Genomic DNA, 14,189 nt, shown 5'->3' with positions numbered 1-14,189 from the left:
CATGTTCCTCGCCCGTATTTGCATCGCGCGCTTGCATCCCACTGCGCCGGACGGCACACATCCTCTCTCCCCAGAATGAGAGGATCCCCGATGAACCGTCTCGCCCGCGCCGCGCTCGTGCTGACCGGCCTTGCCCTTCCCGTCCTGCCCCTTGCCGCCCAGCATGCAGGCCATGCCATGAAGAAGGGGGCGGACCCGATCGCCGCCGCCGTCTCCGCGCCTACCCGGACCCCCAAGAATGTGGTGCGCGACACATATCGTCACCCCAAGGAAACGCTGGCCTTTTTCGGGGTCAAGCCGACGCAGACGGTCGTGGAATATAGCCCCAGCGGCGGGTGGTATTCGGAAATTCTGGCACCGTTGCTGCGCGACAAGGGGACGTTTTACGCGCTCCAGCCCGCAGGCAGCTATGTCGATGGCTATAAGAAATTCCTGGCCACCCAGCCTGCCGCCTATGACAAGGTCAAGCTGGTCATCTATCCCGACGCAACAGCGACCATCCCCGCAGGCAGCGTGGACACGGTGCTGACGTTCCGCAACGTGCATAATATGGTGATGGGCGGCAAGGAGGCGGACACGTTCAATGCCTTCTTTACGATGCTCAAGCCCGGCGGGACGCTGGGCGTGGTCGATCATCGCCTGCCTGAAAGCCGGGACACCGCGCTGGAAAAAAGCAGCGGCTATCTGAAAGTATCGACCATTCGCCGCATCGCGCAGGCGGCAGGTTTCGAATATGTCGGCGCGTCGGAAGTGAATGCGAACGCCAAGGACCGTGCCGATTATCCCAAGGGCGTATGGACGCTGCCACCCGTGCTGGCCGAGAAAGATGTCGGCAAGGATAAATATCTGGCGATCGGCGAAAGCGACCGGATGACGCTGAAATTCCGCAAGCCGGTTAAATAAGTCGCGCATGCCCCTGCCCGGTTGCGCGCTGGCGCAACCGGGTTAAGGCGGCGCGATGACTGCCGCCGTTCCCCTTGCGCGCCCGCACCGACCGCTGCTTGCCATTGGGTTGCGCCTGACGGCCGTCATTTGCCTGTCGATCATGTTCGTGACCGTGCGCGTGGTCGATCAGCGCGGTGTGCATCTGGTCGAATCGCTCTTTTACCGACAGGCGCTGGCGCTGCCGTTCGTGTTCGCCTGGATCGCCATGACCGGGGGCTTAAGCGCGGTACGCACGCGCCGCATTTCCGTTCATGCCAGCCGCATGATGTTGGGCCTGACCGGCATGATGCTCAATTTCCTGTCCTACATCCTGCTGCTGCCCGCCGAAGCGGCGACGATCGGTTTCACCATGCCGATTTTCGGTACGATCCTGTCGGCGCTGATCCTGCGCGAGGTCACTGGCATCCATCGGTGGAGCGCGGTGCTGATCGGCTTTGTCGGCGTGCTGGTGATGGTGCGACCCGATGCCGGGCATTTCCCGATGCAGGGCGTGGCCGTCGCGATCGCCGCCGCGTTCGTCACCGCCAGCGTCAGTCTGGTCCTGCGCGAACTGGGGCGCACGGAAAATGCCGGTGTCATCGTGTTCTGGTTCACCGCCCTGTCGATGGTGCCGCTGGGGCTGGTCATGCCCTTCTTTGCGCAGATGCATGATCCGGCGACGTGGGGACTGCTGGTACTGATCGGGCTGGTGGGCGGCATCGCGCAGATTTGCCTGACCGCTGCCCTGCGATGGGGGCCAGTGTCGGTCGTGCTGCCGATGGATTATAGCGCGATCATCTGGACCACCCTGCTGGGCGTCGCGATCGGCGAGGATTGGCCGCAGGCGACGACCTGGATCGGGGCGACCCTGATTATCGCCAGCGGCCTGTATATCGCCTGGCGCGAACATCGCCGCGCCAGAGCGATGCGGATCAGCCCAGCAGTTCCGCCGACAGGCTGATGTCTGCGTTCAGCAATTTGGAAATGGGGCAGTTTGCCTTGGCCTTGGCCGCCAGTTCCTGAAACGTGGCGTCGTCCGCGCCGGGGATGGTCGCTTTGAGCGTCAGCGCGCTGGCGGTCACGGCAAAGCCGTCGTCTTTCTTTTCCAGAGTGACCACCGCACTTGTTTCCAGCTTGTCCGCCGTCAGTCCGGCTTCGCCCAGGATCATGGACAGCGCCATGGTGAAGCAGGACGCGTGGGCGGCAGCGATCAGTTCTTCCGGATTGCTGCCGGGGACGCCTTCGAACCGGGTGGCAAAGCCGTAGGGATAGGCGTCCAGCGCGCCGCTCTGGGTCGATATCGTACCCTTGCCATCCTTCAGCCCGCCGCTCCATGCTGCCGAACCGCTGCGATTGATTTTCATGTCGATGCTCCTGTTGAGATGACCGGGGAACCCCTGCCGCCTGCCATGGTTGCATAAGGATGGGATAATCATTGCAGGAGAGTGACGATGACGCAATTTGCGACGGAAAACCACGGCGACCTGATCGCGTCCGACCGGGTTGAAGGCACTGTGGTCTACAATCGGCAGGGCGAAAAACTCGGCAAGATTGCCAATTTCATGGTCGATAAGCGCAGCGGACAGGTACGCTATGCCACATTGTCCTTTGGCGGGTTCATGGGGATCGGCAACGACTATTACCCCCTGCCCTGGTCGATGCTGAACTATGACACGGAACAGGGCGGCTATGTCGTCGAACTGGACAAGCAGGTGCTAGACGCCGCGCCGCGCTATGCCGGGGAGGATCGCCCCGATTATGACGATGGCTATGGCCGCAACGTCTATCAATATTATGGGCTGGCCTATCCCTGGTAGGTCGCGTGAGCAAGGCGGATGCGCGCATCCGATCGCCGCATCCGCCTGCCCAGATTATGACACATTTGGTCTCCAAACTATTGTCTACCATAATAATAGAATTAGGTAGAAGGCTCGATAGTCAGGGACGAGGACCAGACCATGGAGCGATTCGGTTTTTCGGGTGATGCGCGTCAGCCGGTGGTGCTGACCATTCCCGGCCTCAACAATAGCGGGCCAGATCACTGGCAGACAATGTGGGAGAACAAGCGCGGCGATTGCGAGCGCGTGGACCTGGGCAGTTGGGCCGGTCCCAATCGCAATGCCTGGGTCACGCGGCTGGATGCGGCGATCCGTGCGGCGGACGGCCCGGTGATATTGGCCGCGCACAGTCTGGGCTGCTTGGCGGTCGCATGGTGGGGTGCGTTGCAGAGCCAGGCCTATGGCTGGCCCGTCACCGGCGCGCTGCTGGTCGCGCCGCCCGATTGCGATCGCATGGAAACGCCCGAGAGCATTGGCGGTTTTGGCCCTACGCCACGCGCGCAACTGCCCTTCCCCTCCATTCTCGTCGCCAGCCGCGACGATCCTTATATTTTCTTTGAGCGCGCCCACAGTATCGGCAAATATTGGGGTAGCGAATTTGTCGATGCTGGCCATGCCGGGCATATCAACGCCGCGTCGGGGCTGGGCGAATGGAGCGCTGGTCAGGCGTTGTTGGAACGGCTGATCGACAATGCGCAGGAGCAGGCGTCGGCCATGCGCCAGTCGCGGCCCGCCATGCCGATGCGCATCGCCACCCATAAAGCGACGGTCTGGCCCGCCAATCCATGAAACACGTCACGGGCGGGACGCGACAAGGCAAACTTGCGCGTCCCCTATATTTGCTTTTTTGTCTATCTATTAGGTTGAGATAATAAGCAGAGCCAGAGGGCCATATATGACAGACATCAGACATCATGACCTGCGCGGCGATCGAAGCGATAGCCAGCGCATCGACATCGCCGCCAGCATCGACAAGGTGAAGGGCATATTGGCGGACCTGCGTTTCGGATCGATCACGCTGACCGTCCACGACGCCCGCGTGGTGCAGATCGACGTCACTGAAAAGACGCGGCTGACGACCTGACCTGATTATTTCACGGCTTTGACCGGCACCCCGGCAAGGCGGCCATCGCATGAATACCGGACTTCCGGACAAAAAGGGGACCATCATGATTGCGCGTTTTCTGTTGCTTGCCAGCGTGGCAAGCGCCTCCTTCATCGCGCCTGCCGCCTTTGCGCAGGATGCCGCGCCTGAACAGGCCGACCCCACAGTGCAAAGCCCGCGCGGCGACGTCATCGTCGTCACCGCGCGCCGCCGCCAGGAAACCGCGCAGGAAGTGCCGCTGGCAATATCGGTGATCCGGGGCGACAGCATCGAAGCGACGGGCAATTTCAACATCGTCAAACTGCAACAACTGGCGCCGACATTGCAGGTCTATACCACCAACCCGCGCAACACGTCGGTCAACATCCGTGGTCTGGGCGTGCCGTTCGGCCTGACCAGCGACGGGTTCGAACAGGGCGTGGGCATTTATGTCGATGATGTTTATAACAGCCGCGTCGCCGCCGCGACCTTCGATTTTCTGGACGTGGCGCAGGTCGAAGTGCTGCGCGGGCCGCAGGGTTCGCTCTATGGCAAGAATACCACCGCTGGCGCGATCAATATCACCACCAACCAGCCGACGTTCGATTTCGAAGGGCGCGCCGAACTGACCGTGGGCAACCTGAACTATAAGCAGGCCAAGGCGGCTGTATCCGGGCCGTTGAGCGACACGATCGCCGCGCGGATTGCCATCGCGTCGACCACGCGTCGCGGAACGCTGTACAATGTCACCAGTCAGCGCTGGATCAACGAGCAGGACAATGTCGGCTTTCGCGGGCAATTATTGTTCAAACCCAACGATGATTTCAGCGTCACCCTGTCGGGCGATTACAGCAAGCAGGACCCCGAATGTTGCGGCACCACCTTCGTACGGGTCGGTCGCACCCAGCGTCCGCTTAATCGCCAATATGACGCACTGGCCGCCGCACAAAATTATGTCGTCCCGAGCCGCAATCCCTATGATCGACTGTCTGACCTCGACAGCAATCTGAACGCAGGTAACAGGATTGGCGGGGTATCGGCCAAAGTGAAGTGGGACGTCGGCCCCGGCTCACTGACCTCCGTGACTGCATGGCGCTTCTGGGACTGGAAGCCGGAAAATGACCGCGATTTTACCGGCCTGCCGATCGTGGCGAAATCGCAGAATCCGTCGCAACAGAACCAGTATAGCCAGGAATTCCGCTACAATTACGACAGCAAAGACGTCAACTTCGTCATCGGCCTGTTCGGTTTCAGGCAGCGGATCGACACCCAAGGCACCGAACAGCAGGGCAGCGCCGCAGCGCAATGGAGTCTGGCCCCGTCCACCGACCCGAACAATGCCGCCAACCGGCCCGCGACGCTGGACGGCCTGACCGCCAGCAATACGCAATATCTGAAGGCCGACAGCGCCGCGCTGTTCGGGCAACTGAGCTGGAAGGTGACGGACGCGCTGACCATCCAGCCGGGCGTGCGCCTGAATTATGACAAGAAGTCGGGTTTCTACCAGCGCGTCGTCACCAACGCGCAGGGGCAGGCCATCAGTTGCACTACGGTCCCCACGCCCGGCACGATCGCTGGCACATCCCAGCAGTGCGGCGTGTATCAGCCGCAGATCAGTGCGCCGTCCGACAGCGCGTGGAACTTCACTTACGATTTCAACGTCAACTATGCGCTGGCCCGCGACGTGCTGGCCTATGCGACCTATGCCAAGAGTTTCAAGACGCTGGGCATCAACCAGAACGGCCTGCCGCTCAACGCCGACAATAGCGTCAATTACGACGCCAGCACGGTGAAGCCGGAAGCAGTCAACCATTATGAAATCGGCCTCAAGACCCAGTTCTGGGATCGTCGGGCGACGTTCAACCTGTCGGCCTTCCGCACGGAGATCAGGAATTTCCAGGCGACGGTGAATGGCGGCCAGTTCGGCACGGTGCGCGGATACCTTGCCAATGCGGAGAAGGTGCGGTCGCAGGGCATAGAGGCGGACTTCAAGATCGTAGCGAGCGACCGCTTCACCGCCTATGCCAATGGCGCCTATACCGACGCCGAGTACGAGAAGTTCACCAACGCCCCCTGCCCGCCCGAACTGTCCGGCGGCACGTTGCAGCCTTTGGGTCAGGCCGCCAACTATTCGCAGCCGGGCGTTCCCGGCGCGCTTAGCCCGCGCCAGTGCGATATTTCGGGGCAAGGCCTGCCCGGTGTGTCGAAATGGGCCTTCTCCTTTGGCGCGGAGGTCAACCAGCCTGTGACGCTGCTGGCGAAGGAGGGGCAGGTCTATCTGGGCGTGGACGGCAATTACCGATCGCGCTGGAACTCCAACGCGTCGCCGTCCATCTATACGCAGGTGAAGGGCTATGCGCTGACCAACTTCCGGGCTGGTTTCCGGGGTGACGGGTTCGATGTCTTTGGGTGGGTCCGCAACGCGTTCGACGTGAATTATATCGAAAACCTTCAGGTCGCACCGGGCAATACTGGCCTGATCGCCGGGCAAGTCGGCGATCCGCAGACATGGGGCGGCACGATCAAATTTTCGTTTTAGGGTATTCCTTCCCTGCAAGGGGAGTTGGATGGCCGCAGGCCAGACGGAGGGGTGTTGCCGCCATCATAGGGTGACACCCCTCCACCGGCTCCGCCGGTCCCCCTCCCCTGCAAGGGGAGGATCTTTAGTTGCATTTGCGGCATGGCGCGCGGTGCGCTAAAGCGCGGCGATGTCCACGACCTTTACGATCGACACGTCGACCAGCCGCGCCAATCCCACCCCTGCGCCGATGAAGCGCCTGACCGTGCCCGCGATCCAGCGGCGCAAGTTCGAAGGGGCGACGGCCGAGCCGCTGGTGATGCTGACCGCCTACACCGCGCGGCAGGCGCAGTTGCTCGACCCCCATTGCGACATGCTGCTGGTCGGCGATTCGCTGGGTCAGGTGATTTACGGCCTGCCCTCCACACTGGCCGTCACGCTCGACATGATGTGCGCCCATGGCGCGGCGGTGGTGCGGGGCAGCTATCACAGCCTCGTGATCGTCGACATGCCGTTCGGTAGCTATGAAGCATCGCCCCAGCAGGCCTTTGCCAGCGCCAGCCGCATCATGGCGGAAACCGGTGCGGCGGCGGTCAAGCTGGAGGGTGGGCAGGCCATGGCCGACACCATCGCCTTTCTGAGCCAGCGGGGTATCCCGGTGATGGCGCATATCGGCCTGACGCCGCAGGCGGTGAACGCGCTGGGCGGCTATGGCGCGCGGGGCAAGAGCCAGCAGGAACATGCCAAGATCATGGCCGACGCCAGCGCCGTGGCAGGTGCAGGCGCGTTTGCGCTGGTGCTGGAGGGCGTGATGGAGGAACTGGCCGTCGCCATCACCGACAGCGTGGATATTCCCGTGATCGGCATCGGCGCGTCGGCCCATTGCGACGGGCAGGTGCTGGTGACGGAGGACATGCTGGGCATGTTCGAGCGTGTGCCCCGCTTCGTCAAACGCTTCGACAACATCGCCGAAACGATCGCTTCGGCAGCGGAACGCTATGCCACCGATGTGCGCAACCGCAGCTTTCCGACCGAAGAACAGGTGTATCGCCCGAAAAAGTGATTTGCCTGTCGCATAAGCACCGCTATTGGTCGCCGGTTCCGGCAAACATGTCTGATCCATTTCTTGGAGAATCCCGTGGCCCTCACGCCGCAAAATAGTGAAGCCTTCATGCGGGAGGTCGACGAAGCCGTCCGGCAGGACCAGTTGCTGACCGTTTGGCAGCGCTATGGTCGCTGGATCCTGGTCGCTATTGTCGTTGCTCTGGCTGGCTTTGGTGGCTGGCTTTATTGGCAGCATCACAGCAAGACGCAGTCCGAAGCGGTGTCCGAGCAGATGGATGCCGTGCTGGCGACCGCGACCGGTGGAGGGACACCCGACCCCAAGCAGCTCGACGCGCTGACGCAGGCCAGCCAGCCGGGCTATCGCGCATCCGCGCAATTGGTGAAGGCTGGCGTGGCGTCGCGCAAGGGCGACGCAAAGGCCGCGATCGCGATGTACAGCGCGATGGCCGCCGACACGGGGCTGAACCAGCCCTATCGCGATCTGGCGCTGATCCGCCAGACCGCGCTGGAATATGAAACGCTCAAGCCCCAGCAGATCGTCGATCGCTTAAAGCCCCTCGCGATTGAGGGTGCGCCGTGGTTCGGCAGCGCAGGCGAACTGGTCGCCATCGCCTATATGAAGATGGACAAGCCCGATCTGGCCGGGCCGCTTTTTGCGGGCATTGCCAAAGATCCGAACGTGCCGCAGTCGATCCGTTCACGTGCGCGACAGATGGCCGGACTATTGGGAATCGATGCGGTCGAATTGCCCGCCGAACAGGTACAGGGATAAACAGCGGATGGCGATGCACAGCATGAACAGGATCGCGCCCATCGGCCGCGCCATAACCCTAACCGCCATGATTGCGCTGCTGGCGGGATGCGGCATCGTGGGCGGTAAGAAGGGCGGGCCGAAAACGCCCGTAGTCGGCAATCGCACGTCCATCCTGAACAACGAACAGGGTGTCGAGATCGAACCGGCGCTGGCCGACGTGCCCGTCTCCCTGCCTGCCCCCTATGTCAATCAGGACTGGGCACAGCCCGGCGGCAATCCGTCCAAGGCGATGGGCAACGTCGCGCTGGGCGCTTCGCCTGTCAGCGTCTGGACCGCATCGATCGAGGGCAGTTCGCCGCAGGCGCGGCTGGCCGCATCGCCCGTCATATCGGGCGGCAAGCTGTTCGTCACCGATGCGGGTGCGCATGTCATGGCGTTCGACGCGACCAGCGGCAGCAAGCTGTGGCAGACCCCCCTTCCATCCGAAGGCAAGGGCAATGGCCGCGCCCTGTTTGGCGGTGGCGTCAGCGTGATTGGTGATCGCGTGTTCGCCAGCACCGGCATGGGCGACGTGTTTGCGCTTAATGTCGCCGACGGGGCAGTGATCTGGAAAAAGCATCTGTCGGGGCCGTTGCGCGGCGCGCCGACGCTGGAAAACGGCCATGTCTATCTAATGGGGCAGGACAACCAGATTTTCGCGCTGAACCAGTCCGATGGCGCGACCCAGTGGACCGACAGCGGTACGTTGCAGGTGACGGGCGTATTCGGCGTCGCTGCCCCCGCCGCTGCGCAGGGTACGGTGATCGCGGGCTATAGCTCGGGCGAACTCAATGCCTATCGCTACGAAAATGGCCGGACGCTGTGGGGTGACGCTCTTTCGCGTACCAGCATTTCTACCGCCGTCGCGTCGTTGACGGACATCGATGCCGATCCGGTTATCGATCGGGGTCGCGTATTTGCGATTGGTCAGGGCGGCCGCATGGCATCTTATGAACTGACCAGCGGGCAGCGCCTGTGGGAAATCAACATCGCAGGCATTTCCACCCCGACGGTCATCGGCGAGTGGGTGTTCGTCGTCACCAGCGACGCCCGCCTGCTCTGCGTGGCGCGTGCTACCGGCAAGATCCGCTGGATCAGCCAGTTGCGCCGCTGGCAGAAGGAAAAGAAAAAGGACAAGGCGATCCGCTGGACCGGGCCGATCCTGGCCGGTGGTCGCCTGATCGTGGTTTCGACGCGCGGCCAGATGGTCTATGTCGATCCGACTAACGGCACTGTGCAGACGGAGGTGGACATGGATCGGTCCATGTCGCTGTCGCCGGTTGTTGCCAATAATATGCTTTACGTACTCGCCGACGATGGAAAATTGACGGCGCTGCGTTGATAAAACATCCTCCCCTGCAAGGGGAGGGGAACCGCGAAGCAGTGGAGGGGTGTCATGCTATCGAGAGCGTGCCACCCCTCCGTCTGGCTTCGCCAGCCACCTCCCCTGCCAGGGGAGGATCATTTATTGAAGGAACGGGCCTCCATGCTGCCCACAGTAGCCATTGTCGGGCGGCCCAATGTGGGCAAGTCCACCCTGTTCAACCGTCTGGTCGGCAAGAAGCTGGCGCTGGTCGATGACCAGCCCGGCGTGACGCGCGATCGGCGTGAGGGAGAGGCGCATCTGATCGGCCTCGACTTCACCATCATCGACACCGCCGGTTATGAAGATGAGGACGCCAACACTCTGCCCGGCCGGATGCGGATGCAGACCGAAGCGGCGGTGGAGAATTGCGACGTCGCCCTGTTCATGATCGACGCGCGCGCGGGCATCACGCCATTGGACGAAGAAATCGCCCGCTGGCTGCGCGCCAATGATGCGCCGGTGATATTGGTCGCGAACAAGGCCGAAGGCAAAGCGGCCGACGATGGCGTGATGGAATCCTTCAGCCTGGGGCTGGGCGAGCCGATCCCCTTTTCCGCCGAACATGGTCAGGGGATGGGCGACCTGTTCCAGGCGCTGCTGCCGCATCTGGAACGCGAAGAGTTCGCGCATGAGAAGGAATTTTACGAGGACGACGAAAGCGCGCCGCTGAAGCTGGCGATCGTCGGCCGTCCCAACGCGGGCAAGTCCACGCTGATTAACCGGCTGCTGGGCGAAAACCGGCTGCTGACAGGACCGGAAGCGGGCATCACTCGCGACAGTATCGCCGTCGACTGGATGTGGACCAGTCGCGACGGGCTGGATCGCCCTGTCCGCCTGATCGACACGGCGGGGATGCGCAAACATGCCAAGGTGCAGGACAAGCTGGAAAAGCTGGCGGTATCCGACGGCCTGAACGCTGTGAACTTCGCCGAAGTCGTCGTGCTGTTGCTCGATTCGACCCGTGGGCTGGAAGCGCAGGATCTGCGCATTGCCGACAAGGTGCTGGAAGAAGGGCGCGCGCTCGTCATCGCGCTCAACAAATGGGATACGGTCGAACATGGTTCGGCCCTGTATCAGGGCATCAAGAAAGCGCTGGACGACGGGCTGGCACAGGTGCGCGGCGTGCCGATCATGACCGTATCGGCATCGACCGGCAAGGGTCTGGACGACCTGATCCATGTCGCGTTCGAAACCCGCACGGCATGGTCGCAGCGCGTGTCCACCGGCATACTCAACCGCTGGTTCGAAACCGCGCTGGAGGCCAATCCACCGCCTGCTCCGGGCGGCAAACGGATCAAGTTGCGCTACATCACGCAGAACAAGACTCGCCCGCCGACGTTCGTGCTGTTCGGCACGCGACTGGACGATCTGCCGGAAAGCTATCGCCGCTATCTGGTGAACGGCATTCGGCGGGAACTGGGTTTTGGCGCGGTGCCGGTGCGCATGACGCTGCGCAGCCAGAAGAACCCGTTCGCTACCAAATAAGGATGGCTGCCGCCGATCCGGTCGTCGTCAACGCCAGGGGCATGAAATGTCCCTGGCCCGCCCTGCGCGCGGCGCGTGCGATGCGGGAGGCCGATGCTATTGAGATCGAGGCTGACGATCCGATCGCGGGGCGTGAACTGGAGGCGCTGGCTGTCCAGCATGGCTGGCAATTCATCGTCATTGCCCCGCATCGCTTTGCCCTGATCCACAAGGGGTGAAGGCTGGACTTTTAACCGGCTGTTTACGTCCGGTCGCTATGAAATGATCGGTCTATCAAGGAGCGGTGCGCGTGGTTCATCAAGACGCAGACTTCGTAAACGAAACTGAGTTTGCCAAGACCCGCGCCGAGTTGGGCGCCGCATTCGCGCGCATATTGGGCTATTTTCGAGAAGACGGGGCCAAGTCGATTCGGGCGATCGAGGATGCGTTTCGCGCGCGCAACGCCGCTGCGCTAGTGACGCCGGCCCATACTCTGAAGGGCGAAGCCGCCCAGTTCGGCGCCTATCGCCTGAGCGGCATGGCCGAAGAGATAGAAATGGTCGCCCGCCGGTGTGTGGAAACGCATGAAGGGCCGGAGGAACTGATCGAAATCGTCGTTGCGCTGAAACCCTGTTTTGCGCAGACGATGGCGCTGCTCGACCGCGACGCCAGCCCGGTGGTCGCGCGGCGGCCTGCGACCTTTGGTCGTCGGGCCGATACCACCGTCAGCAGTTTCGGCCGCGCGCTTTAAGATAAAACACGTATTGAAATGCAACGGTTTATGACCCCATATGAGGGCCATGACCCGCTTTTCCCTGCTCGACCTTGTCCCCGTCCGTGAAGGCGACGACATTTCCACCGCCTTTGCCAATGCCGCCGATCTGGCTGCGCATGCAGAGGCGCTGGGCTATCATCGCTATTGGGTGGCCGAACATCATGGCATGGCAGGCATTGCGTCAGCCGCTACCGCCGTGGTGCTGGCCCATATCGGCCATGCGACATCCACCATTCGCATCGGCGCAGGCGGCATCATGCTGCCCAATCATGCGCCGTTGGTGATTGCCGAACAGTTCGGCACGCTGGACGCGCTGTTCCCCGGTCGCGTCGATCTAGGCCTGGGCCGAGCGCCCGGTTCCGATCAGCGCGTGGCACAGGCAATCCGCCGGAACCTGAGTGGCGGAGCGGACCAGTTTCCGCGCGACGTGATGGAATTGCAGGCCTATTTTGCTGGCGACGATCGGGTCGGCATAAAGGCGACGCCGGGCGCGGGCGCGGACGTGCCATTGTGGATATTGGGATCGAGCCTGTATGGTGCGCAACTGGCTGCGGCATTGGGCCTGCCTTATGCCTTTGCATCGCATTTCGCGCCTGCCGCGCTGGACGAGGCGATTGCGATTTACCGGCGCGACTTCCGTCCTTCGGCGCAGCTGCAAGATCCCTATGTCATGGCCGCTTATAATGTCTTTGCCGCCGATGACGCGGATGAGGCGAAGCTGATTGCCAGTTCGATGCAACAGGCGTTCGTGCGGCTGCGCACCGGGCAGCCCGGCAAGCTCCAGCCGCCGGTGGCGGGCTATTATGAGTCGCTGCCTGGCCAAGCGCAGGCGATGCTGTCCGATGTGCTGAGCGTATCGAGCATCGGCACGCAGGTGGATGTCGAGCGGGACATGGCGGCCTTCCTGCGGCGTACGCAGGCGGATGAGATTATCGTAACGGGCCAGATATTTGATCCTGTGGCGCGCAAGCGGAGCTTTGCCATCGCCATGGCGGCGGCGCAGGCCATCACAATGGCCGAACCCGCGCTATAGACGTCCGCCGCTGAGGATCGCGGCGGAGCGTGGCGCAATCCTGCGCAGGACAGTGGCGATCGCGATGACGACAGCCAGCACCATCAGCGGCTGGAGCAGCAGGTAGAGCGGATAGAGCGGCGACCCCATGCGCCCGAACAGCTTGCCCAGAAATGGCCCGCCCAGCCAGATCAGGATCAGGTGCGCGCAGAACAGGAAGAAAACGAACGGTTCGATCCGCAGCAACGCGTTGCGCATGCGGCTGCCTGCCAGCGCCCATGCCAGACGCCAGAAGGCCAGCGCCGCTGTAACCCGCACGGCCAGATCAAGCGCGAGAGCAGCGTTACGTGGCATCGCGTCGCCGACCATGATCGCGACGTAAAGTTGCGCTGAAATGAGCAGGGCAAAAGGCGCGATTGCCGCTATCGCCGGAATGGCGACCGCCCGCTCCGCCCAGTCGTTGCGACGGGCGATCATACCGCCGGTAAAGAAGAACAGGATGGACGCCCGCATCAGCAATGGTGGCCCAATGCCAGCAATATGGGCGACAGCGGCGGCAAGCGCGACAAGCGCCAGCCCCCATGTCGGCATCCTGACCAGCAAGGGCGCTGCGACCATGCACAGGAACAGGTCGCGCAGGAACGGCATCTGCACATTGATGTCGGGATTGCGGGTCAGGATGAAGATTTCCTGCATCGCCCACTCAAACGATTTGGGTATGGGCGCGGTCAAATCCAGACAGAGCGCAGCACCGCCGACCAGAATGATGGCGATGATGTTCCACAGGATCATCGGCAGGGCGATCGTGCGCGCTTTGCGCCGGATATGGCTGGAAAAGTCACGCGTTCGGTTCGATCCCGCGACAAGCCAGCCGGAAATCAGGCCCAGCAATGGCACGGCGCTGCGTCCGAAAATTTCCATCAAGCCCCAGCGTAGCGCATCCTGCCCCGTTCCACGCAGTTCGGCGAGGGCTTCGCCACTGCGACCAGTCCAGGCATGGACATAGACGACGCCTAATATGCAAACGACCCGCGCGATGGCGATCGCATCGGATCGGCGCGGGCGGGCGGCGTATATTGTTTCGGGCAAGCAGACGTCCTGTTGTTGTTGACGGATCGAAAGGCAAACCTACAGGACAAGCCAAAGCGTTGATCGTTTCGCCTGTATAATCCCTCAAAGTCCTACCCGTTCCGGGAGGATGATGTCGATCCGTTTTGGACCGGTGCTTACTGCGCCTTAACATCTCCTATCGCATCATGATCGCGGCAAGCGCTGGGTCCGGGCAAGGATAAGCCAATATTTACCTCTATGCCTTAATCAGTTCCTGTTAACCGGAAGCCTTTCCGGCGG

15 protein-coding genes are annotated in these 14,189 nt (G+C 62.2%); 13 read left to right on the top strand and 2 right to left on the bottom strand.

Annotated elements, in window-relative coordinates:
• Positions 1 to 90 precede the first annotated feature (90 nt).
• Together WA070_RS15680 and WA070_RS15675 are read left to right on the top strand one after the other, a co-directional pair.
• Positions 91 to 903 carry a class I SAM-dependent methyltransferase gene (locus tag WA070_RS15680; RefSeq protein ID WP_422634850.1) on the top strand — a complete coding sequence of 271 codons (813 nt, stop codon included), beginning with the start codon at positions 91 to 93 and terminating at the stop codon, positions 901 to 903.
• 55 nt (positions 904 to 958) lie between these two features.
• Positions 959 to 1,885: a DMT family transporter gene (locus tag WA070_RS15675; protein WP_422634849.1), complete on the top strand. Its 927-nt coding sequence runs from the start codon at positions 959 to 961 to the stop codon at positions 1,883 to 1,885.
• Here WA070_RS15675 and WA070_RS15670 read toward each other — a convergent pair.
• A complete protein-coding gene (locus WA070_RS15670) occupies positions 1,857 to 2,288 on the bottom strand; it encodes an OsmC family protein (protein WP_422634848.1) in 432 nt (143 codons plus the stop codon). The two genes, WA070_RS15675 and WA070_RS15670, sit on opposite strands and share 29 nt — an antisense overlap.
• 87 nt (positions 2,289 to 2,375) lie before the next feature.
• On the opposite strand from WA070_RS15670, the gene WA070_RS15665 reads away from it, so the two are divergent.
• The 11 genes from WA070_RS15665 (at position 2,376) to WA070_RS15615 (ending at position 12,860) form a co-directional block, all read left to right on the top strand.
• On the top strand, positions 2,376 to 2,741 hold the full coding sequence (locus WA070_RS15665; RefSeq protein ID WP_422634847.1) for a PRC-barrel domain-containing protein: 366 nt from the start codon (positions 2,376 to 2,378) through the stop codon (positions 2,739 to 2,741).
• A 141-nt stretch (positions 2,742 to 2,882) separates the two neighbouring features.
• Complete coding sequence (locus WA070_RS15660) at positions 2,883 to 3,551, top strand: RBBP9/YdeN family alpha/beta hydrolase (protein WP_422634846.1); 669 nt, start codon at positions 2,883 to 2,885, stop codon at positions 3,549 to 3,551.
• A gap of 106 nt (positions 3,552 to 3,657) precedes the next feature.
• The gene (locus WA070_RS15655) at positions 3,658 to 3,846 is read left to right on the top strand and encodes a YezD family protein (RefSeq protein ID WP_422634845.1); all 189 of its coding nucleotides are present in this window, start codon (positions 3,658 to 3,660) and stop codon (positions 3,844 to 3,846) included.
• An 85-nt stretch (positions 3,847 to 3,931) separates the two neighbouring features.
• Positions 3,932 to 6,385, top strand: coding sequence for a TonB-dependent receptor (locus tag WA070_RS15650; protein WP_422634844.1), 2,454 nt, complete (start codon positions 3,932 to 3,934; stop codon positions 6,383 to 6,385).
• Positions 6,386 to 6,554: 169 nt separating this feature from the next.
• Entirely contained in the window at positions 6,555 to 7,427 is an 873-nt protein-coding gene (gene panB / locus WA070_RS15645; protein ID WP_422634843.1) for a 3-methyl-2-oxobutanoate hydroxymethyltransferase, read from the top strand.
• A 75-nt stretch (positions 7,428 to 7,502) separates the two neighbouring features.
• Complete coding sequence (locus tag WA070_RS15640; protein WP_422634842.1) at positions 7,503 to 8,201, top strand: tetratricopeptide repeat protein; 699 nt, start codon at positions 7,503 to 7,505, stop codon at positions 8,199 to 8,201.
• Between the two features lie 13 nt (positions 8,202 to 8,214).
• On the top strand, positions 8,215 to 9,564 hold the full coding sequence (locus WA070_RS15635) for a PQQ-binding-like beta-propeller repeat protein (RefSeq protein ID WP_422634921.1): 1,350 nt from the start codon (positions 8,215 to 8,217) through the stop codon (positions 9,562 to 9,564).
• 144 nt (positions 9,565 to 9,708) lie between these two features.
• Positions 9,709 to 11,073 (top strand): ribosome biogenesis GTPase Der, encoded by a 1,365-nt coding sequence (gene der / locus WA070_RS15630; protein ID WP_422634841.1) that lies wholly within the window; start codon positions 9,709 to 9,711, stop codon positions 11,071 to 11,073.
• Between the two features lie 2 nt (positions 11,074 to 11,075).
• Positions 11,076 to 11,291, top strand: coding sequence for a sulfurtransferase TusA family protein (locus tag WA070_RS15625; protein ID WP_422634840.1), 216 nt, complete (start codon positions 11,076 to 11,078; stop codon positions 11,289 to 11,291).
• A 71-nt stretch (positions 11,292 to 11,362) separates the two neighbouring features.
• Positions 11,363 to 11,803, top strand: coding sequence for an Hpt domain-containing protein (locus tag WA070_RS15620; RefSeq protein WP_422634839.1), 441 nt, complete (start codon positions 11,363 to 11,365; stop codon positions 11,801 to 11,803).
• 49 nt (positions 11,804 to 11,852) lie between these two features.
• Entirely contained in the window at positions 11,853 to 12,860 is a 1,008-nt protein-coding gene (locus WA070_RS15615) for an LLM class flavin-dependent oxidoreductase (protein ID WP_422634838.1), read from the top strand.
• Here WA070_RS15615 and WA070_RS15610 read toward each other — a convergent pair.
• Positions 12,855 to 13,928 carry an acyltransferase family protein gene (locus tag WA070_RS15610; RefSeq protein WP_422634837.1) on the bottom strand — a complete coding sequence of 358 codons (1,074 nt, stop codon included), beginning with the start codon at positions 13,926 to 13,928 and terminating at the stop codon, positions 12,855 to 12,857. The two genes, WA070_RS15615 and WA070_RS15610, sit on opposite strands and share 6 nt — an antisense overlap.
• Positions 13,929 to 14,189 lie beyond the last annotated feature (261 nt).

Source organism: Sphingobium sp., assembly GCF_049304695.1.
Taxonomy (GTDB): Bacteria; Pseudomonadota; Alphaproteobacteria; order Sphingomonadales; family Sphingomonadaceae; genus Sphingobium.
This window is presented reverse-complemented; position numbering and strand designations above follow the sequence as displayed.

Bases quoted from the DNA above. Each gene is read 5' to 3' on its own strand.
- WA070_RS15650 (WP_422634844.1), top strand. From the start codon at position 3,932: ATGATTGCGCGTTTTCTGTTGCTTGCCAGCGTGGCAAGCGCCTCCTTC.
- WA070_RS15635 (WP_422634921.1), top strand. From the start codon at position 8,215: ATGCACAGCATGAACAGGATCGCGCCCATCGGCCGCGCCATAACCCTA.
- WA070_RS15615 (WP_422634838.1), top strand. From the start codon at position 11,853: ATGACCCGCTTTTCCCTGCTCGACCTTGTCCCCGTCCGTGAAGGCGAC.
- WA070_RS15660 (WP_422634846.1), top strand. From the start codon at position 2,883: ATGGAGCGATTCGGTTTTTCGGGTGATGCGCGTCAGCCGGTGGTGCTG.
- panB (WP_422634843.1), top strand. From the start codon at position 6,555: ATGTCCACGACCTTTACGATCGACACGTCGACCAGCCGCGCCAATCCC.
- der (WP_422634841.1), top strand. From the start codon at position 9,709: ATGCTGCCCACAGTAGCCATTGTCGGGCGGCCCAATGTGGGCAAGTCC.
- WA070_RS15625 (WP_422634840.1), top strand. From the start codon at position 11,076: ATGGCTGCCGCCGATCCGGTCGTCGTCAACGCCAGGGGCATGAAATGT.
- WA070_RS15670 (WP_422634848.1), bottom strand. From the start codon at position 2,288: ATGAAAATCAATCGCAGCGGTTCGGCAGCATGGAGCGGCGGGCTGAAG.
- WA070_RS15665 (WP_422634847.1), top strand. From the start codon at position 2,376: ATGACGCAATTTGCGACGGAAAACCACGGCGACCTGATCGCGTCCGAC.
- WA070_RS15675 (WP_422634849.1), top strand. From the start codon at position 959: ATGACTGCCGCCGTTCCCCTTGCGCGCCCGCACCGACCGCTGCTTGCC.
- WA070_RS15655 (WP_422634845.1), top strand. From the start codon at position 3,658: ATGACAGACATCAGACATCATGACCTGCGCGGCGATCGAAGCGATAGC.
- WA070_RS15680 (WP_422634850.1), top strand. From the start codon at position 91: ATGAACCGTCTCGCCCGCGCCGCGCTCGTGCTGACCGGCCTTGCCCTT.